18 protein-coding genes are annotated in these 20,066 nt (G+C 43.0%); 8 read left to right on the top strand and 10 right to left on the bottom strand.

The annotated features are described in order from the left end of the window. Positions 1-22: 22 nt before the first annotated feature. The 10 genes from H3302_RS07705 to H3302_RS07660 all read right to left on the bottom strand — a co-directional run bounded on the left by H3302_RS07705 (position 23) and on the right by H3302_RS07660 (position 11,158). The gene (locus H3302_RS07705; RefSeq protein ID WP_180311552.1) at positions 23-568 is read right to left on the bottom strand and encodes a DUF7010 family protein; all 546 of its coding nucleotides are present in this window, start codon (positions 566-568) and stop codon (positions 23-25) included. A gap of 513 nt (positions 569-1,081) precedes the next feature. After that, positions 1,082-2,902, bottom strand: a complete 1,821-nt coding sequence (locus H3302_RS07700) for a protein kinase domain-containing protein (RefSeq protein WP_036968435.1) — start codon at positions 2,900-2,902, stop codon at positions 1,082-1,084. A 58-nt stretch (positions 2,903-2,960) separates the two neighbouring features. Then, positions 2,961-3,449, bottom strand: coding sequence for a hypothetical protein (locus H3302_RS07695; RefSeq protein WP_180311551.1), 489 nt, complete (start codon positions 3,447-3,449; stop codon positions 2,961-2,963). A gap of 95 nt (positions 3,450-3,544) precedes the next feature. After that, a complete protein-coding gene (locus H3302_RS07690; RefSeq protein ID WP_075593579.1) occupies positions 3,545-4,306 on the bottom strand; it encodes an SDR family oxidoreductase in 762 nt (253 codons plus the stop codon). A 9-nt stretch (positions 4,307-4,315) separates the two neighbouring features. Next, positions 4,316-5,206, bottom strand: a complete 891-nt coding sequence (mmsB, locus tag H3302_RS07685) for a 3-hydroxyisobutyrate dehydrogenase (RefSeq protein ID WP_075593580.1) — start codon at positions 5,204-5,206, stop codon at positions 4,316-4,318. Positions 5,207-5,211: 5 nt separating this feature from the next. Next, complete coding sequence (locus H3302_RS07680) at positions 5,212-6,354, bottom strand: enoyl-CoA hydratase/isomerase family protein (RefSeq protein ID WP_065979915.1); 1,143 nt, start codon at positions 6,352-6,354, stop codon at positions 5,212-5,214. Next, positions 6,354-7,133, bottom strand: coding sequence for an enoyl-CoA hydratase (locus tag H3302_RS07675; RefSeq protein ID WP_065979914.1), 780 nt, complete (start codon positions 7,131-7,133; stop codon positions 6,354-6,356). The genes H3302_RS07680 and H3302_RS07675 overlap by 1 nt, the downstream gene beginning before the upstream one ends. A gap of 10 nt (positions 7,134-7,143) precedes the next feature. Next, on the bottom strand, positions 7,144-8,301 hold the full coding sequence (locus H3302_RS07670) for an acyl-CoA dehydrogenase family protein (RefSeq protein WP_065979913.1): 1,158 nt from the start codon (positions 8,299-8,301) through the stop codon (positions 7,144-7,146). Between the two features lie 99 nt (positions 8,302-8,400). After that, the gene (locus H3302_RS07665) at positions 8,401-9,891 is read right to left on the bottom strand and encodes a CoA-acylating methylmalonate-semialdehyde dehydrogenase (protein ID WP_182396330.1); all 1,491 of its coding nucleotides are present in this window, start codon (positions 9,889-9,891) and stop codon (positions 8,401-8,403) included. Between the two features lie 85 nt (positions 9,892-9,976). Further along, positions 9,977-11,158 carry an acetyl-CoA C-acyltransferase gene (locus tag H3302_RS07660; protein WP_036968453.1) on the bottom strand — a complete coding sequence of 394 codons (1,182 nt, stop codon included), beginning with the start codon at positions 11,156-11,158 and terminating at the stop codon, positions 9,977-9,979. 341 nt (positions 11,159-11,499) lie between these two features. Here H3302_RS07660 and H3302_RS07655 point away from each other — a divergent pair, with 341 nt between their 5' ends. From H3302_RS07655 to H3302_RS07620, 8 genes are read left to right on the top strand one after another with little or no spacing between them, the layout of a single operon-like run. Next, positions 11,500-11,934: a MerR family DNA-binding transcriptional regulator gene (locus H3302_RS07655; protein ID WP_036968456.1), complete on the top strand. Its 435-nt coding sequence runs from the start codon at positions 11,500-11,502 to the stop codon at positions 11,932-11,934. A gap of 50 nt (positions 11,935-11,984) precedes the next feature. After that, positions 11,985-13,160 (top strand): isovaleryl-CoA dehydrogenase, encoded by a 1,176-nt coding sequence (locus H3302_RS07650; RefSeq protein ID WP_036968459.1) that lies wholly within the window; start codon positions 11,985-11,987, stop codon positions 13,158-13,160. An 11-nt stretch (positions 13,161-13,171) separates the two neighbouring features. Further along, on the top strand, positions 13,172-14,779 hold the full coding sequence (locus tag H3302_RS07645) for a carboxyl transferase domain-containing protein (RefSeq protein ID WP_036968463.1): 1,608 nt from the start codon (positions 13,172-13,174) through the stop codon (positions 14,777-14,779). Between the two features lie 10 nt (positions 14,780-14,789). Then, positions 14,790-15,560: an enoyl-CoA hydratase/isomerase family protein gene (locus H3302_RS07640; protein ID WP_036968466.1), complete on the top strand. Its 771-nt coding sequence runs from the start codon at positions 14,790-14,792 to the stop codon at positions 15,558-15,560. A gap of 8 nt (positions 15,561-15,568) precedes the next feature. Beyond that, on the top strand, positions 15,569-17,536 hold the full coding sequence (locus H3302_RS07635; protein ID WP_118844255.1) for an acetyl/propionyl/methylcrotonyl-CoA carboxylase subunit alpha: 1,968 nt from the start codon (positions 15,569-15,571) through the stop codon (positions 17,534-17,536). Further along, a complete protein-coding gene (locus H3302_RS07630; RefSeq protein ID WP_182396329.1) occupies positions 17,533-18,438 on the top strand; it encodes a hydroxymethylglutaryl-CoA lyase in 906 nt (301 codons plus the stop codon). Before H3302_RS07635 ends, H3302_RS07630 begins: the two co-directional genes overlap by 4 nt. An 11-nt stretch (positions 18,439-18,449) precedes the next feature. Further along, entirely contained in the window at positions 18,450-19,148 is a 699-nt protein-coding gene (locus tag H3302_RS07625) for a CoA transferase subunit A (RefSeq protein WP_036968475.1), read from the top strand. An 11-nt stretch (positions 19,149-19,159) separates the two neighbouring features. Further along, entirely contained in the window at positions 19,160-19,816 is a 657-nt protein-coding gene (locus tag H3302_RS07620) for a 3-oxoacid CoA-transferase subunit B (protein WP_065979908.1), read from the top strand. The last annotated feature ends 250 nt before the right edge of the window (positions 19,817-20,066 follow it).

The raw sequence follows: 20,066 nt of genomic DNA, 5'->3' as shown, positions 1-20,066 counted from the left end.
AAATTCACACTAGCAAGGCGTGTTATGTTGTTTTTAGATGCAATTTTTTTGATTGATTTAAAATAACGACCGCAAACACGATTTCTAATGCAGCCCCTGTAAACGCACCAATTACAAAATGACTTGCGAAAAATATGCACAGCGCGCCAGATATCATAAGCAGAGCCCCTAAAATCCAATACACTTTTGTGCCATATAAAGTATTGAAAATTAAATAACGTACACCAATTATCATTAGCATAATTGGATAAAACCATTCAGGCTTTAACGTTGCTACAGCAAAGGCAATAAACAACCCAACAAATAAAATTATCGTACTTTCTAAAGCAAGTTTTCCGAGCGGATTTTTAGCATTATGTTTTCCTGAACGCTTCAGTGCTTTTGATAAAAATATAGCGATAGGATGTATAAACATGCCACCAAAAAAAAGCGCGAGCATGCTTGATTGATATGAGTATTGAAGTGCAACTATCCCCGCTAAACACCAGATAACCCCAGATGCTAAAACGCCGGTTCCGCCACCACAGTAAGAAGTATTCATATCTTTTTGTGCATCTTCAAATGTCATAATTACTCCTTACATGCCCTTTAATACCCAACCACTTTACTGCTTCATAACGCATTTTATGGCTTGTTTTTTATACACCCATCTTTCTACACATAAACATCTTTGTAAACACATAATTAAAAAGCATATTTAGACTTCGTAAATCCATTTCAAAACAGTGTACTTAATATTATTGGGCACAAGCACTCACAACTGTATATAAACACAGTATCATGTAGATTACCGTGCCTGCACCTAAAACCCATCAATTAAAACTAAGTCTTAAGCCAATTTTGCTCCCTTTAAATTAGTGCATTGCATGTAAGAAAATTGTACCAATTCGCTAAATTAAGTACTCTTGAGGCAATAAAACAGCGTTGATACCAAAATGATTTTCTATTACTTCGGATTGATATTGGTATTAGTAATGGCTAAGTGAGCGGTAAAACAACTTACGCGACGTCTTTATAACGTGGCAGGTAAAAAAGTGAGCTCTGTATTTTGGCTTTGTTTGACTATGTTAAGCCCAGCGCATTAAAGAGCGACTCTTTTTGGATCCCGTGGGTAGAATTCATCGGGTTGTTTGGCACATAAGTCAAATTCACGGGTGTTTTTATACGGGAGTTTCATAAAACCAGCAACGCCTACATCGGTAATGCTAACAGCATATTGCATCAACTTACTAAGTAAGCGCTTAAATTCAGGTTCTTTACTGGCGTCAAGTAAGCGGTAGTAATGGTGAATTTTCATTCTATCTGGCAAAGCTTCAAAAATGATACAGCCTGTGTGATGTATTTGGTTTAGCTCAAATACGCATTTAATCACTTTTTTAGGCAGTTGTAGTTGCTCATCAGGGTCTTTGCCGTCTTCAAAGTACGAGTGTGGTCGCGTTACATCAGAGGCCTGTACATCCATCACTTCGTAATCAAGTTCTGGTAAATGTTCAAACTTAAAGGCCCCTGTGCCGTCACGTTCTAATTGAATAGTTTTACGCGCATCGAATAAGCAACACTTAAACAGGCCTTTTTGTTCAATACCTTGAGCAAGCATCACGGTATTATTTATAGCGTCTGTAAAAGCAGTGCCTAAGCTTTCATCATGCAAAATTAAGGATGACTCAACAAACACAGAGTTTTCTTTCCAGTGAAAACTTAAGCCCCCTACTACCGGGTATTTAGCTAATCGACTGATTGCAGCCAAAAATGCTTTTTCGGTATCGCCGGTATCAAATAAGAACTCTTTATAGTATCTATCAAGCTGTGCATCATTTACATCGAGCAGTTGTTGATTATGATCAGCTTGGCGCAAAAACTGTTTACGCGAGCTGTATACTACGGTATCAGGGTGCTCGTCTATGTCGCTAAACCAGTAGGGAATATAGGGGCGTATCACCTCACGCGGCAGCTCTGGTAAATATGCTTTAGCCATGGTTGGCATATTACGCATAAAGTAATCGCCCGCACCATCTCGCGTTGCTTTATCTTTTGAAAGCATGCCATCAATTACCCGTGCAAGCTCAATGGGTAAGTTAAGACTGGTGGCAGGAATAACTTTTGCGCCAAAGCGGCATGATTGCGCAGATGCTAATGCATACAAGGTTGATGCAACGCCTTGCTCGTCAAATCGTGGCGATGATTGACCGCCCGACATCTGCTCATCACCAATAAAGTACACATCGCCCATACGTGCGTTGGTGGTGCTTATATCTGCCGACATTAAATCCATAAAATTGCTGGCAACCGGATTCCCTTCACTGTCGATTTGGGCATACACAGAACTGCCCCAATCAACCAAAGATAATTTATTACTTTGTTCGTCATACACGATATTAGAAGGCTTAATATCACCATGCACAATGGGTTGTGGGCTAATGCCATTTTTGTGCTCACGCAAATCAACCAGTACATTCCTGAGCTTAAGCGCTAGCGACATAATTTTTGCTGCACTAAAACGCCCTTGCTTGATGGATATTTTTTCTAAATCTTCGCCAAGGGCGCGTTCCATCATTAAGATGCCTTGCTTTTTTATTCTTTCAAAGGCGTAAAACTTCGGCACCAAGGGGTTATTTACTTGAGAAAGCATGTAAGCTTCGTCTTCTAGGCGGTCGCGAACGCTTTGTGCCAGTGTTATCCGCGAAAACTTAAATACCCACGGCACGCCTTCATCATCAATCCCCGCAAAAACAAAGCCAAATGCCCCTGAACCAATTAGCTCAACCTGCGTGTAACCAAGCAAGGTTAATTGCTTAATACATATGTTGAGCCATCGACGGTGCTTTTTTGCATCATGGTGAGACAGTAAGTATACAGACTGTTCTTCGTTGATATAAAAATTGCGGATTTGTTTGGGATTCACTGCATCTCTCAAAATAAAAACGGCATTATTAGCCGTTTAATTATTGAATGTTGGTAAGTTAATTACAAGGATTTTGCTTTTCAATGGTCCAACCATGTTGTTTAAAAAACAGTTCTGAAACAGTTAAAATGATGCCTGCAAGAATAATTAACTCCATCACACTTATTACGTCTCTCATAAACATCCAGCCTAGAGCAAAAAACCCCATAAGTTGAATCGCTTTAAAATACCATGCAACTTTTCGTATTGTACCGTACTTTAGCTGATAGCTTTGTTCTAAAACGCCATCACACATTAATGAAATAACTGCGGTAGATTTTCTAAAGGGCTTTACGATTACATCTAGCTTGCAGGCTTTACCATCAATATCAAATTCATGGCAAGAGGAAGTTTTAAAACTACGGGCTTCTTTTATTAATTCACCATCGACTTTTAAGGTCTCTTTACCGGTATAGGCTGACCCCCAATATTCAATGACATGCTTGCCTAACGTAAATTGTGCTGTTATTCCCTTCATCAGTGAAGCTTTAACGTTCTCTGTTGTCATTGTAATTTCCTTATTAATCAAAAACTCACCCTAATCTAAAAACAAAAAAACGGCAAGCTAAGCTTACCGTTTTGGTATTCAATGGGTAATTGAAATTAAAGTCGAATACCGCCGTCTATTTCAACAACACGGCCTGTAAAGAAATCGTTTTCAACAATGTACTGTGCCGTTTGTGCAATTTCTTCTGCTTCACCAAAGCGACCCACAGGGGTTACAGCCATCATGCGCTGCTTTGCCTCTGGCTTCATTGCATCGGTCATTGCAGTGCGAATAACACCCGGTGCAATTGCACCCACACGAATTCCAAAGCGGCCTAGCTCTTTTGCCCAGCCCGTTGTCATGGCAACAACACCCGCTTTAGAAGCAGCATAGTTTGTTTGGCCAATATTACCTGCTCGTGCAACGCTTGACATATTAACGATAACGCCACCTTTACCAGACTCAATCATGTGGCTTGCTGCTTCACGTCCGGCTAAAAACACGCCCGTCAGGTTTACATCAATAACAGACTGAAATTGGGCAAGCGACATCTTATCAACCACTTTGCCTTCTTTCGCTTTGATAAACATACCATCACGTAAAATACCCGCATTGTTGATAAGCACACCAATATGACCAAAGTCATTATTAATCGTGTTGAATGTTGTAACGACTGCATCTTCATCAGTCACATTTGCAACATAGGCTTGTACTTTTGTGCCGTATTTAGCCAAGGCAGATACCGCGGTATCGAGGATGTCTTGTTGCATATCAATCAGCGAAATATTTGCGCCAAGCGATGCAAACTTTTCGGCCATGGCAAAGCCTAAACCTTGCGCACCACCAGTAATAACGATGTTGTTGTTTTTAATTTCCACAACACACTCCTACTTCGAGAATAATTTAAAAATGGCACTAAAATCATCACTGCCTGCACCTTGGTGTTGCAGCATGGTGTATAAATTTTTAGCCATTGACCCCATTGGGGTTGATGAATTACTTTGCTGGGCTGCTTCCATAGCAAGACCTAAATCTTTTGCCATTAAATCAACCATAAAGCCCGGTTTATAATCATTACTAGCCGGTGCGGTTTCCATCACACCTGGGCACGGGTTATAAAGCTCTAAGGTCCAGTTACGGCCTGAGCTGGCGGTCATAATGTCACTCAATACTTTGGGGTCTAAGCCATTATTAATGCCCATTTGCAGAGCTTCACTTGTCCCTGCCATCAAAATACTAAGCAGCATGTTGTTACATATTTTAGCCACTTGGCCTGCACCAATATCACCCGCATGGAAAATATTTTTGCCCATATCAACCAATGCAAGCTTGGCTTTTTCAAAGTGACGCTGCTCACCACCGACAATAAAGGTCAGCGTACCCGCGGTTGCACCTGCAACACCACCTGATACCGGCGCATCAACAAAATCAATGCCTTTTTGTGCCAATTCGCTGCCTACTTGACGAGCTGATTCAGCATCAATGGTTGAGCAATCAATAACCAGTGTTTTACTATCTAGTAAATTAATTAAGCCCGTTTCACCAAGATAAAGCGACTTAACATGCTTGCTTGCTGGTAGCATACTAATAAAAATATCGGCACCAATAGCACATTCAGCTGCATCGCTTGCGGCCATTGCGCCTTTTGCTTCAAGCTCGCTGACCGCCGCTTTATTTAAATCAAATACGCGTACTGTGTGGCCGGCATTAACTAGGTTAGCCGCCATTGGGCCACCCATATTGCCTAAACCAATAAAACCTATTGTTAATTTAGCCATCTGTATTACCCCTTGGTTAACACATTGAGTGGGTGAGATTGCTCATCCCAGCGTGATGTAAAAAAGCTTTCTAGTAAATCAGGTTCAATGTCTGATAGTGACTTAAATTGCCAATTAGGTGCGCCATCTTTATCAATTAATAAAGCACGCACACCCTCTTGAAATTCACCAACTTCACCGCATCGTACCGACATACCAAGCTCCATTTTAAAACACTCAGCAAGTGTTTTGCCTTTCGATGCAGCAAGTTGGCGCTCTACCAATGCACAACTCAGCGGGCAACCATGTGCCAACGATTTTTGAGCACGTGACAGCCATTTATCTTCTGTGTCGATTGCTTGGATATAGTCAATTTTGTCTTCTAGAGTTTCAAACTCAGCAAGCTTTTGAATAACTGCTAGGTTAGCTTTCACATTCCCCTTTGGTACTCGACCTGAAATGTTATCGATAGAGACTAAAATTTGAGTTAGCTTTTCATGGTTTAATGAGGCTGTTTTACCCCATTTTTCAGCAGTGATAGCAGAAAAAATGGCATCAAATTTATCGGCCGTTGCATAATGATCGGCTAAGTTTACAAATAATGCATCTTCGGCATTAATAGAGGCCGCCGTTAAACCTAAAAATAGGCCCACTTGATCTGGCATTTTATGTAAAAAGTAACTGCCGCCAACATCTGGGTACAAGCCAATAGTAAGTTCAGGCATCGCGATTCGAGAAGTGTCAGTTACGACTCGATGACTTGCCCCCGCCATTAAGCCAAGGCCCCCGCCCATCACAATACCGTTACCCCATAACATAATGGGTTTTTCGTAGCAGTGTATTAGGTAATCAAGCTTGTACTCTAACGTGAAGAAATCTTCAATGTAGCTGGCAGGCTCACCTGTGCTCATCGCTTTGTGTAAACTAACCACATCGCCACCGGCACAAAACGCTTTTTCACCTGCACCTTTTAAAATAACCATCGCTACTGAGTCATCGTCAGCCCACTTTCTAAGCTGTGGCTCAAGTAACTGGATCATGTCGTAATTTAATGCATTTAACGACTTTGGCGCGTTAAGTGTTGCAATTGCAATGAGGCCGCTGGCGGCCTCTGCAGTTTCGAACACCACTGGCGCATCTTGATGATTTAGTAGTGTTAAATTACTCATTAGCCGTTTACCCAGTTTGCTTTACGCTTTTCTAAGAATGCGTTCACACCTTCGCGTTGGTCTTTGCTGTCGAAAAGTTGAACAAACAGTTCACGCTCAAGTGGTAATGCATGAGCCATAGGCTGAGTACGGCCTTTTTGAATGAGTTCTTTACACGCAGTAACAGCAACAGGGCTCTGTTCAGCTACTTGATTAGCCAGCGCCATTGCTGCATTTAAACTTTCGCCTTGTGCAACAACTTCTTCAACAAGTCCAATTTCAAGTGCTTTGTCGGCTTTTAAACGCTCACCACATAAGATCATGCGTTTTGCCCAACCTTCGCCCACTAACCACGCAAGATTTTGCGTCCCGCCAGCACAAGGCAGTAAGCCTACTTTTGCTTCAGGTAGCGCCATTTGTGCTTGTTGCTCTGCAATACGAATATCGCACGCAAGGGCAACTTCAAGACCGCCGCCCATGGCATAGCCATTTATTGCAGCAATTGAAACACCACGGAAGTTTGTTAATGCTTCAAATGCATCACCAAATACTTTAGACATGGTTGCCGCAACGCCTTTATCGCCACTTGCAAACACATTTAAATCGGCACCGGCACTAAAAAACTTCTCGCCTTGACCTGTGATAACCAATGCATACACGTTTTTATTGGCATTTAACTCTGTCACCGTGTCTTTTAAGGCGGTAAGTGTATCGTGTGTCCAGGTATTCGCAGGCGGGTTATTCATTGTTAACACCGCTACGTTGCCTTCAATAACAAGATCGATAGATGGATTAGACATAGTACGCTCCTTATAGAATGTCGTTAGCTGATTCAGCTAAAATACGGCGCGCAATAATCACACGCATAATTTCATTTGTACCTTCAAGTATTTGATGTACTCGCACATCTCTAAAATGACGCTCTAGTGGGTATTCTTTGATATAGCCATAGCCACCGTGAATTTGCAGTGCATCATCACATACTTTAAAGCCAACATCAGTGGCAAAGCGTTTTGCCATTGCACAGTAAGTGGTTTTTTCGCTGTCGCCCGTATCCAGTTTAAACGCCGCTAAACGTACCATTTGACGCGCAGCTACAAGCTCCGTGTTCATGTCAGCAATTTTAAATTGCAACGCTTGGAAAGCGGCTAAAGGCTTGCCAAATTGCTCACGCTCTTTTAAATACTCGCGCGCTGTATTAAGTGCAGCTTGCGCCGTACCTAACGAACACGTTGCAATATTAATACGACCGCCATCTAGGCCCTGCATCGCAAATTTAAAACCTTCGCCTTCTTGACCCAGTAAGTTTGCAGCAGGAATACGCACGTCTTCAAAGCTAATTAAGCGTGTTGGTTGTGCATTCCAGCCCATTTTTTCTTCGGCTTTACCATACTCAACGCCGGCTGCATCTGCAGGAACCACAAATGCCGAAATACCTGCAGCACCTTCACCACCGGTGCGTGCCATAACCACTAATAAGTCAGTTTCACCCGCTCCAGAGATAAACATCTTAGAGCCTGAAATCACATACTCGTCGCCTTCTTTAACGGCTTTTGTTTTAAGTGATGCAGCATCAGAACCTGAACCCGGCTCGGTTAAGCAATACGAGGCAAGTAATTCACCCATGACAAGTTGTTCGCAGTATTTTTCTTTTACTGCATCGGTACCGAAGCTTGCTACCATCCAGGTTGCCATATTATGAATCGTTAGCATGGCGGTGGTTGCTGTACAACCCATCGCAAGCTGTTCAAAAATAATGCTTGAATCAAGGCGAGATAACCCTAAACCACCCGCTTCTTCTGGCGTGTATAAACCACAAAAACCAAGCTGACCCGCTGCCTTAATGGTGTCTTTTGGAAAAATGTGTTCTTGATCCCATTGAGCGGCGTAAGGTGCCAGTTCAGACTCTGCAAACTGACGGGCTGTTTCAGCAAAGGCTTGCTGATCTTCGGTTAAATTAAAGTCCATAGTAGACCTCTTAAATTGTTGTCTTATTCTTTGTATAAATCGGTGTTTAAAGAGCGAGGACAGCCTCGCTCATTCCTTATAAAGCGCGCTTACCGGCGCTTATTTAAGGTTAATACTCATGTTTGGACCCGAGGCAATATCGTCCTCAAACCAACGAGACGTAATGGTTTTCGTTTCAGTGTAAAAACGAATACCTTGTTTGCCATACGTGTGTTGATCACCATAGAAAGAGCCTTTCCAACCAGTGAATGAGAAAAACGGCAGTGGCACCGGAATTGGCACGTTAATGCCTACTTGGCCTACTTCGATTTCGTGTTGGAATTTACGCGCGGCTGCACCGTTTGAGGTAAATAATGACGTACCATTACCGTATGGTGAGTTATTAATTAGCGCGATTGCTTCTTCAAGCGTATCAACAAACATACACGCCAGTACTGGACCAAAGATTTCTTCTTTGTATAAATCCATCTCGGTTGTAACATCAGTGAATAACGTTGGACCAACCCAGTTACCTTGCTCATACCCTTCAACAGTAAAGTCTGAGCCATCAATTAAACAGGTTGCACCTTGTGCTTTACCGCCAGCAATAAGCGATAAAATACGGTCTTTTGCCGCTTTTGATGTTTGCGGACCATATGCTGCATTCGCATCATCCCACACACCTGGGCGCACGTTTTCAAAACCCGCTTTAATTTCATCAACCCAGTCTTTCGCTTGACCAACAAAAACAGCAACCGAAATACCCATACAACGCTGACCCGCAGCACCAACCGAAGCACCTACTAGGTTGTTTACAACATGTGATTTACTCGCATCAGGCATGATAACCATGTGGTTTTTGGCGCCAACACAAGCTTGAACGCGTTTAAGATTCGCAGTGCCTTTTGAGTAAATATACTCACCGACTCCACACGAACCCACAAATGAAATTGCACGTACAGCAGGGTCTTCTAGTAAGCGGTCTACTTGTGGTTTAGTACCATGAACAACTTGTAAAACACCTTTAGGGGCACCCGCTTCAACAAACAGCTCGGCTAAACGCATTGGTGTAAGTGGGTCTTGCTCTGATGGCTTAAGAATAAACGTGTTACCACACACAATAGCCAGTGGGAACATCCACAGTGGGATCATCGCTGGAAAGTTAAACGGCGTAATACCAGCACACACACCAAGCGGTTGCATATACGAATATGTATCGATTTTACGCGCCACGTTTTCCATGGTTTCGCCCATCATTAACGAAGGCGCATTTGCGGCTTGTTCAACAACTTCGATACCACGCCATACATCACCTTTCGCATCTTCGAATGTTTTGCCCAGTTCATGACAAATAATCGTTGCTAGCTCATCGTGATTTTCTTTTAATAGCGCGGCATATTTCATCATAATGCGCGCACGTTCAGAAATAGGCACTTCTTTCCACGTTTTAAACGTTTCTTTAGCCGAAGCAATTGCGGCATCCATTTCGGCATCTGTTGCACAAGGCACTTGTGCTAAAACTTCTTGGTTTGCAGGATTAATAACATCAATAAGCTGCGTTGAACTTGATTGGGTAAATTCGCCGTTGATAAATAAAGGTACTTGGTGCATGAGGCACTCCTCCCCAGTGGGTATTAAGAGGCCGCAACATGATAGTTTTTAAAATACGTTGCGGCTGTGAGAGACTAAAAAATGCTTAAATAGCTTCGACGGCCATCGCAACCGCTTCACCACCACCAATACACAGTGAGGCAACGCCTTTGCTAAGACCACGATTCTTTAATGCATGAATTAGGGTGACTAAAATACGTGCGCCGCTGGCACCAATTGGGTGACCCAATGCACATGCACCGCCGTTAACATTCACTTTGCTTTCGTCGAGTTTAAGCTCGTTGATTGCAAGCATAGTTACCATGGCAAATGCTTCATTGATTTCCCAAAGGTCAACATCTTCTACAGACCAACCTGCTTTATCTAGTAAAGACTTCATTGCACCAACAGGTGCTAATGTAAACTCGCTAGGGGCTTGTGAATGTGTGCTGTGTGCAACAATGCGACAAAGCGGTGTTAAACCTTGTGCGTGTGCGTCAGACTCACGCATTAATACAAGAGCAGCAGCACCATCAGAAATTGACGACGAGTTAGCCGCCGTAATAGTGCCATCTTTTTTGAATGCAGGACGTAAGCCTGGGATCTTATCTGGGCGAGCATTACCTGGTTGCTCATCAATAGAAACCGTTACATCGCCTTTACGCGTTGAAATAGTGTGTGCAGCAACTTCGCTCTCAAACGCACCTGATTCAATGGCGGCATTGGCTTTGGTTAACGAGCTTAATGCAAAGTTATCCATTTGTTCACGGCCAATTGAATATTGATCAGCGGTGTCTTGTGCGAAACAGCCCATTGCTTTGTTGTCATAGGCATCTTCGAGGCCATCACACATCATGTGGTCTTTCACTTCACCGTGACCCATACGCATACCACCACGTGCATTAGGTAGCATGTAAGGCGCATTACTCATGCTTTCCATACCACCAGCAACAGCAACATTAATAGAGCCAGACTTAATTAGATCATGCGCGAACATCGCCGCTTTTAAACCTGAGCCACATACTTTATTGATCGTCGTTGCACCGGTGCCTTGATTTAGGCCCGCTTTTAACATTGCTTGACGCGCTGGTGCTTGACCTAAACCTGCCGGTAATACACAGCCCATAATCACTTCGTCGATTTTATCCGCAGATAATCCCGCGTGCTCTAAACTGCTTTTAATGGCAGTCGCCCCTAAATCAGTTGCGTGTGCGCCACTAAGTGCGCCCATAAACCCACCCATAGGTGTGCGTTTTGCGGCAACAATAACAACAGCTTCAGTAGTCATAATTGGCTCCATGTTAGTGGTTATCATCATGTGTTCAAATCATGTGTAACCAAACAGTTAATTTGTTATAGTTTAATTTCGATTTAATTCAGCATACATAATATTTACGTTTACGCCAACGTAAATCTAAAATCAACTTTTTTGCGGCCGGTAAAACTGTAAACTTATCTGTATTTTGCTGTATTAAAAATCAAACATTTCCTCACAAAGCCATATAAATAAGGCGCTGCAATAAATTTTGAGCGCTAACCTTATAAGTCTAAAGTATAACTTCACAATGACACTTTACCTTTACGTAAACTTCACTTATATTGGTGTTATTCGAATGAGGTAAATAAATCATGAAACAAGACAATCAAACAAACTTTGAAAGTGCAGCAGTCGAGCCTGCCAGCAATGAGCAAACGTTTAGTATCAGCGAACTAGCAAAAGAATTTGATATTACAACGCGCTCTATTCGCTTCTATGAAGACCAAGGCTTGATCTCACCTGAGAGAAACGGTCAAACCCGTATTTACTCGAAACGTGACAAAGTAAGGCTAAAACTGATCCTACGAGGTAAACGCTTAGGCTTTACACTTGCCGAAACCGGCCGTTTGTTTGAACTTTACGACGCAGATAAATCAAGCGCTAAACAGTTAGTGACTATGCTTGACCTTATTGCAGAAAAGAAAGCGGATTTAAGCCAACAAATGGACGACATTAAAGTTGTTCTTATGGAATTAGTCACCGCTGAACGTCGCTGTCGTGAAACCCTCAATAACCTAGACGAATAACCTGACACCCTTTTTATACGCGTCAACAGACTCTCACAGGAACACATATTATGAGCACTATTTCACTTTATAAAGAAATGAACTTCGGACTTGGCGAAACCGCAGACATGATCCGTGATCACGTTAATAGCTTCGCAAGCCAAGAGATTGCCCCTCTTGCTGAACAAACAGATTTAGACAACACGTTCCCAAATCAACTTTGGCCACAACTTGGCGAAATGGGTTTATTAGGGATGACGGTAGCTGAAGAATTTGGCGGTGCGGGTTTAGGCTATTTAGAACATGTTATTGCCATGGAAGAAATTAGCCGTGCAAGTGCCTCAATTGGCCTAAGTTATGGTGCTCATTCAAACTTATGTGTAAACCAAATAAACCGTAATGGAACACAAGCGCAAAAAGAAAAATACTTACCAAAGCTTATCAGCGGTGAACACATTGGTGCGCTTGCTATGAGTGAACCCAATGCAGGTTCTGACGTAGTATCAATGAAATTAAAGGCCGAGAAAAAAGGCAACGTATTTGTTCTTAACGGTAACAAAATGTGGATCACCAATGGTCCCGATGCTGATACGTTCGTTATTTATGCCAAAACAGATTTAAATGCAGGCCCTAAAGGGATTACAGCTTTCATCGTTGAGCGCAACACACCAGGATTTTCTACCGCACAAAAACTAGACAAACTGGGTATGCGCGGTTCGAATACTTGTGAACTTGTATTTGAAAACTGTGAAGTACCAGAAGAAAACATTTTAGGTAACTTAAACGAAGGCGTAAAAGTCTTAATGAGTGGCCTTGATTACGAGCGTGTTGTATTAGCCGCGGGTCCACTTGGTATCATGCAAGCCTGTATGGACATTGTTGTACCGTACATTCATGAACGTAAACAATTCGATAGCCCAATTGGTCAATTCCAATTAATTCAAGGCAAAATTGCCGACATGTACACGCAAATGAATGCAGCGCGTTCATATGTTTACACGGTAGCTCGCGCATGCGATCGCGGTGAAACAACACGTAAAGATGCGGCTGGTGCCATTTTATATGCAGCAGAGCTAGCGACTAAGATGGCATTAGATGCAATTCAGATCTTAGGCGGTAACGGTTATATCAACGAGTACGCGACAGGCCGTTTATTACGTGACGCTAAACTTTATGAAATTGGTGCGGGTACTTCTGAAATCCGCCGTATGCTGATTGGTCGCGAATTATTCACTGAAAGCCGATAAGGATTAAAGTTATGACGATTTTAAAATCGAGTGTTAATCCACACGATCCGCAATTTCTGCAAAATCACGATAACATGGCTGCCCTTGTAAACGACTTACGTGAAAAAGTGGCCGATATCCGCTTAGGCGGTGGCCCTGCTTTAATCGAACGCCATGTTGGCCGTGGTAAGTTATTTGTACGCGATCGTATCGAAACATTATTAGATGAAGGTTCGCCGTTCTTAGAGATTTCTCAATTTGCGGCGTTTGGTGTTTACGAGCAAGCGATTCCATGTGCAGGCGTTGTTGCGGGTATTGGTCGTGTTAAAGGCGTTGAATGTATGATTATCGCCAACGATGCCACTGTTAAAGGAGGGACATATTTCCCACTAACAGTGAAAAAGCATCTGCGCGCACAAGACATTGCAGAGCGTTGCCATTTACCATGTATTTATTTAGTTGATTCGGGCGGTGCAAACCTGCCTGAACAAGACGATGTATTCCCAGATAAACTGCATTTTGGTCGCATTTTCTATAATCAAGCACGTATGTCGGGTAAAGGCATTCCGCAAATTGCGGTGGTAATGGGCTTATGTACTGCTGGCGGCGCGTATGTGCCTGCAATGGCTGATGAAAGCATTATCGTAAAAGAACAAGGCACTATTTTCTTAGCGGGTCCACCGCTTGTAAAAGCCGCAACAGGTGAAGAAGTTAGCGCTGAAGAGCTAGGCGGTGCCGATGTGCACTGTAAAACATCGGGTGTGGCCGATCACTATGCTGAAAACGATGCACATGCACTGTCTATTGCACGTCAATGTATTGAGCGCATTAATTATCAGCGCCCTACTGCACCATTACTTGAAGACGTAAAACCTCCACGTTACGACATTAACGAGATTTACGGCATTGTTGGTACTGATCTTAAAAAGCCATTTGATGTACGTGAAGTCATTGCGCGAGTGGTTGATGACTCATCGTTTGATGAGTTTAAACGTTACTTTGGTGAAACCTTGGTAACAGGCTTTGCGAAAATTTTTGGTCACCCTGTTGGTATCGTTGCTAACAATGGCATTTTATTTAGTGAATCAGCTCAAAAAGGTGCGCACTTTATTCAGTTGTGCGCGCAGCGAAATATCCCTTTAGTCTTCTTACAAAATATCACCGGCTTTATGGTGGGTAAAAAGTACGAGGCAGAAGGTATCGCAAAACACGGTGCCAAAATGGTTACCGCTGTATCGTGTGCTGACGTACCCAAATTCACCGTGTTAATTGGTGGCTCTTATGGTGCGGGTAACTACGGTATGTGTGGCCGAGCGTTTGAACCAACAATGATGTGGATGTGGCCTAATGCCCGTATTTCGGTTATGGGTGGCGAGCAAGCAGCTGGCGTACTTGCTCAAGTGAAGCAAGACGGTTTAGCACGCAAAGGCGAAAGCATGACTGATGCGCAAATTAGCGAATTTAAAAAGCCAATTATCGAGCAATACGAAAAACAAGGTCATCCTTATTATGCCAGTGCACGACTGTGGGATGATGGCATTATCGACCCTGCCGATACACGTAATGTGTTAGGTCTTGCTTTAAGTGCTGCTAAAAACGCCCCAGAGCGTGATTCTCAGTTTGGCGTATTTAGAATGTAATGGAGGCCGTATGTCAGTAACACTACAAATAACAAAATCAAATGTGGCTGTCCTCGTTTTAAACCGCCCAGAAAAACACAATGCATTTAATGAGGACGTGATTAGCGAACTCATTCAGTGCATTGAGCACGCCAATAGCTGTGATGTACGTGCTTTGGTATTAAAAACACAAGGTAAGCATTTTTCTGCAGGCGCTGATTTAAATTGGATGAAATCGATGGCTGGCAATGACTTTGCAGAAAACTTCGCAGATTCAAAGCAACTTGCCAAATTAATGCATGTGCTTGCAACAAGCCCTCATCCAACGCTATGTGCCGTACAAGGGGCTGCATTTGGTGGTGCGTTAGGCTTAATAGCCTGTTGTGATATTGCTATTTGCCAAGACGATGCACAATTTTGTTTAAGCGAAGTGAAGTTAGGTTTAATTCCAGCTGTGATTAGTCCGTATGTGATCAAAGCGATTGGTGAGCGTGCTGCACGCCGTTACTTTTTAACCGCAGAAATCTTTGATGCACACACAGCAAAACAATTAGGTTTAATTCATCAAGTGACCGGTGACTTACAAACAGCATTAGACAAGCACTTGCAAAGCCTTGTTAATAATGGGCCTATTGCAGTGAAAGCAGCCAAACAGCTAATCAATGATGTTGCGGGTAAAGCCATTGATGAAACACTAATCGATTTAACAGCAGAGCGTATTGCGCGTATTCGTGTATCAGACGAAGGACAAGAAGGTCTCAGCGCATTTTTTGAAAAACGCAGCCCAAATTGGCAGAAATAGGATCCATTATGACAACAAAAACGTTGAAAAAAATTCTCGTTGCAAACCGTGGTGAAATTGCCTGCCGTGTTATGCGCACAGCAAAACAAATGGGCCTAACTACGGTTGCTGTATATTCAGATGCAGATAAACACGCGCAACATGTAAAGCTGGCCGATGAGGCTTATCACATTGGTCCTGCACCAAGCAAAGACTCATACCTAGTCGCAGATAAAATTATCGATGTTGCAAAACAAACCTCCGTTGATTGCATTCATCCCGGCTACGGTTTTTTATCTGAAAACAGTGAGTTTGCCCTAGCCTGTGAGCAAAACGACATTGCATTTATTGGTCCTCCAGCATCAAGTATTGAAGCAATGGGTTCTAAAACGCGTGCAAAAGAAATTATGCACGAAGCCAATGTCCCTTTAGTGCCGGGCTATTATGGCGATAACCAAGACACTGAATTTTTAAAAGCCGAAGCAGAAAAAATTGGCTACCCTGTCCTTATCAAAGCAGCCTTTGGCGGTGGCGGTAAAGGAATGCGTGTAGTAGAGCATGCAAAAGATTTTATCAGTGCGCTTGAAGGGGCAAAGCGTGAAGCTAAAGCAGGCTTTGGTAATGATTTAGTGCTTCTAGAGCGTTACGTTACTAAACCCCGTCATGTTGAAGTACAAGTATTTGCAGACAATCATGGCAACTGTGTTTATTTAGGCGATCGTGACTGTTCTTTACAACGTCGCCATCAAAAAGTGATTGAAGAAGCACCGGCGCCGGGTTTATCTGATTCGCTACGAAAAGAAATGGGTGAAGCCGCTGTACGCTGTGCACAAGCAATTAACTATCGTGGTGCGGGTACTGTTGAGTTTTTACTGTGTGGCGATGAGTTCTTCTTCATGGAAATGAACACTCGTTTACAAGTAGAGCACCCGGTAACCGAAATGGTCACTGGCGTTGACTTAGTAAGCTGGCAAATTAATGTGGCTGCAGGTGGAAAACTGCCACTGTCACAAGCGGATATTCAGCTGCAAGGTCATAGCTTTGAAGCACGTATTTATGCAGAAGACCCAAGCAATGACTTTATCCCGTGTTCTGGCCGTATTGATGCCCTATTCACCCCGACTGAATCAGAGTTTGTACGCATAGACACTGGCATTGCCGCTGGCGATGAAATTAGCCCGTTTTACGACCCAATGATTGCTAAGCTCATTGTTCACGATGACAACCGTGAGGCTGCACTTGGTCGTTTATCAAAAGCACTGCAACAATTTCATTTAGCTGGGTTTAGTTGTAACGTTAACTTTTTACACAACCTTGCTAACCACCCTACGTTTCAAGCTGGTGCGCCTGATACACACTTTATTGAAGATCAAGGTGCGCAATTAGTCGCTAAAGACGAGCAACAACATACACTCGCGACAGTAATTGCTGCATTTGCATACATGAGCACACTAAAAGGCAGTAGTGCGAGTCCATGGCAGCAATTAACTGGCTTTATGCTAAACAGCGCTGCGCTAACAAAAATCCCATTTACTGATGTTGCGGTGCAAGCTGAAAAGTGTGCCGATGGTTTTAAAATCAACCTCAACTCAGTTGCCTATACAAGTTCAGGCACTGTTGAAAATGGCCTTGCTCGCTTAGTCATTAATGGTGAAAAAGTTGTCGCGCATGTTATCCAAACAGACACGCATATCACTGTAATGTATAACGCTCAGCAAACAGTGATTGAACTCATCGATAAACACTACATTAGTGAACATGAAAGTGATGCACTTCCTCTTGCGGCCCCATTAAACGGCACAGTCGTTAAACACCTTGTCGCTGTGGGTAGCGAAGTAGTTAAAGGCGATGCGGTTGTAATTATCGAGGCAATGAAAATGGAATACACGCTTAATGCTCCACATGATGGTGTATTAACCAGCTACTGTTTTGGTGAAGGTGAATTAGTTAGCCATGGCGATATGCTCGCCATAGTCGAGGAACAGGAGGCGGTATGACACAGTTCCCTGCGTGTGTACGTATTGTTGAAGTGGGTGCCCGTGATGGACTGCAAAATGAAGCAGCCGTCACCAGCCAAGATAAAATCGAACTAATTAACTCCCTAGCCAACGCGGGTCTTAACGATATTGAAGCGGGTGCATTTGTATCACCTAAATGGGTGCCGCAAATGGCTGACTCACGTGATGTGATCAACGCATTAAACTTACCTAATGTTAATTTAAGTGCGCTAACCCCTAACTTACGTGGTGCAGAAGCCGCTCATCAAGTGGGTATTAAAGAGTTTGCTATATTTACCGCAGCCAGCGAAGCATTTTGTCAAAAGAACATTAACTGCTCGATTGATGAAAGTATTGACCGCTTTAAAGAGGTCATGGACTTTGCGAAAGAAAATAATATTCGTGTTCGTGGCTATGTAAGTTGTGTAATGGGTTGCCCTTACCAAGGTGACGTTGACTACGCTGATGTATTAAAGGTGTCGCAGCGTTTATTAGACTTAGGTTGTTACGAGATTAGCCTTGGTGACACAATTGGTGTAGGAACAGCAAAAAAAGTGGACGAGTTATTAGATTTATTACTGCAACATATTGATAAGTCAAAACTCGCTGTACATTTTCACGACACCTACGGTCAAGCGCTCACAAATATTTACACCGCGCTAATGCGAGGTATTTCAACCGTTGACAGTGCCGTTGCAGGCCTTGGTGGCTGCCCTTATGCCAAAGGAGCGTCAGGAAATGTTGCCACTGAAGATGTAGTTTACTTACTGCAAGGGCTTGGCATAGAGCATGGAATTGATTTAGAAAGACTGGCGAAAGCTGGTTGGGCTATTTGTAGCGCATTAAATAAACAACCTGTCAGCAAGGTTTCACTTGCTCTAAAGAACACGCAGAATAATTAAGGAGTAGGCTCATGGCCGGTTTTGATAAAGTGGTTTCGAGTTACGAAGCTGCGATGGAAGGTTTAAAAGATGGCGATACCATTATCGCTGGTGGCTTTGGCTTGTGTGGTATTCCTGAAGGACTTATCGGCGAAATAAAGCGTAAACAAACAAAAAACTTAACGGTTGTGTCTAACAACTGTGGCGTTGACGACTTTGGTTTAGGTATTTTGCTACACGACAAGCAAATTAAAAAAATCATTGCCTCTTATGTTGGTGAAAATGCCTTATTTGAACAACAGTTACTTAATGGCGAAATTGACGTAGTACTTACGCCACAAGGTACACTTGCTGAGAAAATGCGTGCTGGTGGTGCGGGTATTCCTGCATTTTACACTGCAACTGGTTACGGCACCCCTGTTGCACAAGGCAAAGAAGTTAAAGAATTTGATGGCCGCCCATACATTTTAGAAGAATCAATTACAGGTGAGTTTGCGATTGTTAAAGCATGGAAAGCCGATCGCTATGGCAACCTCGTGTTTCGTCACACAGCCATGAACTTTAATCCAATGGCTGCAACCGCAGGTAAGATTACCGTTGCTGAGGTTGAAGAAATCGTAGAGCCGGGTGAACTGGAGCCGAGCCAAATTCACACCCCAGGCATTTATGTTAATCGTGTGATCAAGGGTAACTTTGAAAAACGCATCGAACGTGTAACGACTCGCGATTAAGGAGCATTAAAATGGCATTATCACGTGAACAAGTAGCTATGCGCGTTGCACAAGAGCTACAAGACGGTTATTACGTTAATTTAGGGATTGGTATCCCTACCCTTGTCGCTAACTATGTACCCGATGGCATAGAAGTCATGCTGCAATCTGAAAATGGTCTGTTAGGAATGGGTGCGTACCCATCTAAAGACCAAGTTGATGCAGATATGATCAACGCGGGTAAAGAAACCGTGACAGCAGCAACAGGTGCAGCAATATTTAATAGTGCAGATAGTTTTGCCATGATACGGGGTGGTCATGTAGACTTAACGGTATTAGGTGCATTTGAAGTTGACCAGAACGGAAACATCGCATCGTGGATGATCCCAAAAAAGCTGATTAAAGGCATGGGTGGCGCGATGGACCTTGTTGCTGGCGCGAAGAATATTATTGTTACGATGACGCATGCAAGTAAGCATGGCGACTCTAAATTATTAGAAAGTTGCACTTTACCGTTAACTGGGGTTAACTGTGTAAAGAAAATCGTAACTGATTTAGCCGTACTCGAAGTCAAAGACGGCGCTTTTCATCTACTAGAGCGCGCACCAGGCGTGTCAGTAGATGAAATCATAAGCAAAACGGCAGGAAAATTGCTTATTGAAGGTGATGTCCCTGAAATGGTTTTCTAACCACTGACATCCCAATGTACCGACCTCATTCCCAGTGCCAATGGCGCTGAGTTACCCAAAATCCCTCGCAAGAGGGATTTTTTTTATCTTTTATATTCCCCTCACTGCACCAATTTGTCACACAATTAGTATAAAATGCCCTAAACTTGTGAGTAACACGTAAGGAGCACTTTACTTGTTACCAATAAATAAAAACTGCTACACTCGCCTTTTTTGCTTTTTGAGGCGAAAAACTAGATTAAACAAGCAA

Source organism: Pseudoalteromonas sp. MT33b (assembly GCF_014117385.1).
In the GTDB taxonomy this organism is placed as follows: Bacteria; Pseudomonadota; Gammaproteobacteria; order Enterobacterales; family Alteromonadaceae; genus Pseudoalteromonas; species Pseudoalteromonas lipolytica.
Note: the sequence above shows the minus strand (reverse complement) of the source record. Positions and strands in the feature narration are given on the sequence as shown.

Bases quoted from the DNA above. Each gene is read 5' to 3' on its own strand.
- H3302_RS07655 (WP_036968456.1), top strand. From the start codon at position 11,500: ATGAAACAAGACAATCAAACAAACTTTGAAAGTGCAGCAGTCGAGCCT.
- H3302_RS07660 (WP_036968453.1), bottom strand. From the start codon at position 11,158: ATGACTACTGAAGCTGTTGTTATTGTTGCCGCAAAACGCACACCTATG.
- H3302_RS07635 (WP_118844255.1), top strand. From the start codon at position 15,569: ATGACAACAAAAACGTTGAAAAAAATTCTCGTTGCAAACCGTGGTGAA.
- mmsB (WP_075593580.1), bottom strand. From the start codon at position 5,206: ATGGCTAAATTAACAATAGGTTTTATTGGTTTAGGCAATATGGGTGGC.
- H3302_RS07680 (WP_065979915.1), bottom strand. From the start codon at position 6,354: ATGAGTAATTTAACACTACTAAATCATCAAGATGCGCCAGTGGTGTTC.
- H3302_RS07665 (WP_182396330.1), bottom strand. From the start codon at position 9,891: ATGCACCAAGTACCTTTATTTATCAACGGCGAATTTACCCAATCAAGT.
- H3302_RS07670 (WP_065979913.1), bottom strand. From the start codon at position 8,301: ATGGACTTTAATTTAACCGAAGATCAGCAAGCCTTTGCTGAAACAGCC.
- H3302_RS07620 (WP_065979908.1), top strand. From the start codon at position 19,160: ATGGCATTATCACGTGAACAAGTAGCTATGCGCGTTGCACAAGAGCTA.
- H3302_RS07650 (WP_036968459.1), top strand. From the start codon at position 11,985: ATGAGCACTATTTCACTTTATAAAGAAATGAACTTCGGACTTGGCGAA.
- H3302_RS07705 (WP_180311552.1), bottom strand. From the start codon at position 568: ATGACATTTGAAGATGCACAAAAAGATATGAATACTTCTTACTGTGGT.
- H3302_RS07625 (WP_036968475.1), top strand. From the start codon at position 18,450: ATGGCCGGTTTTGATAAAGTGGTTTCGAGTTACGAAGCTGCGATGGAA.
- H3302_RS07640 (WP_036968466.1), top strand. From the start codon at position 14,790: ATGTCAGTAACACTACAAATAACAAAATCAAATGTGGCTGTCCTCGTT.
- H3302_RS07675 (WP_065979914.1), bottom strand. From the start codon at position 7,133: ATGTCTAATCCATCTATCGATCTTGTTATTGAAGGCAACGTAGCGGTG.
- H3302_RS07695 (WP_180311551.1), bottom strand. From the start codon at position 3,449: ATGACAACAGAGAACGTTAAAGCTTCACTGATGAAGGGAATAACAGCA.
- H3302_RS07630 (WP_182396329.1), top strand. From the start codon at position 17,533: ATGACACAGTTCCCTGCGTGTGTACGTATTGTTGAAGTGGGTGCCCGT.
- H3302_RS07645 (WP_036968463.1), top strand. From the start codon at position 13,172: ATGACGATTTTAAAATCGAGTGTTAATCCACACGATCCGCAATTTCTG.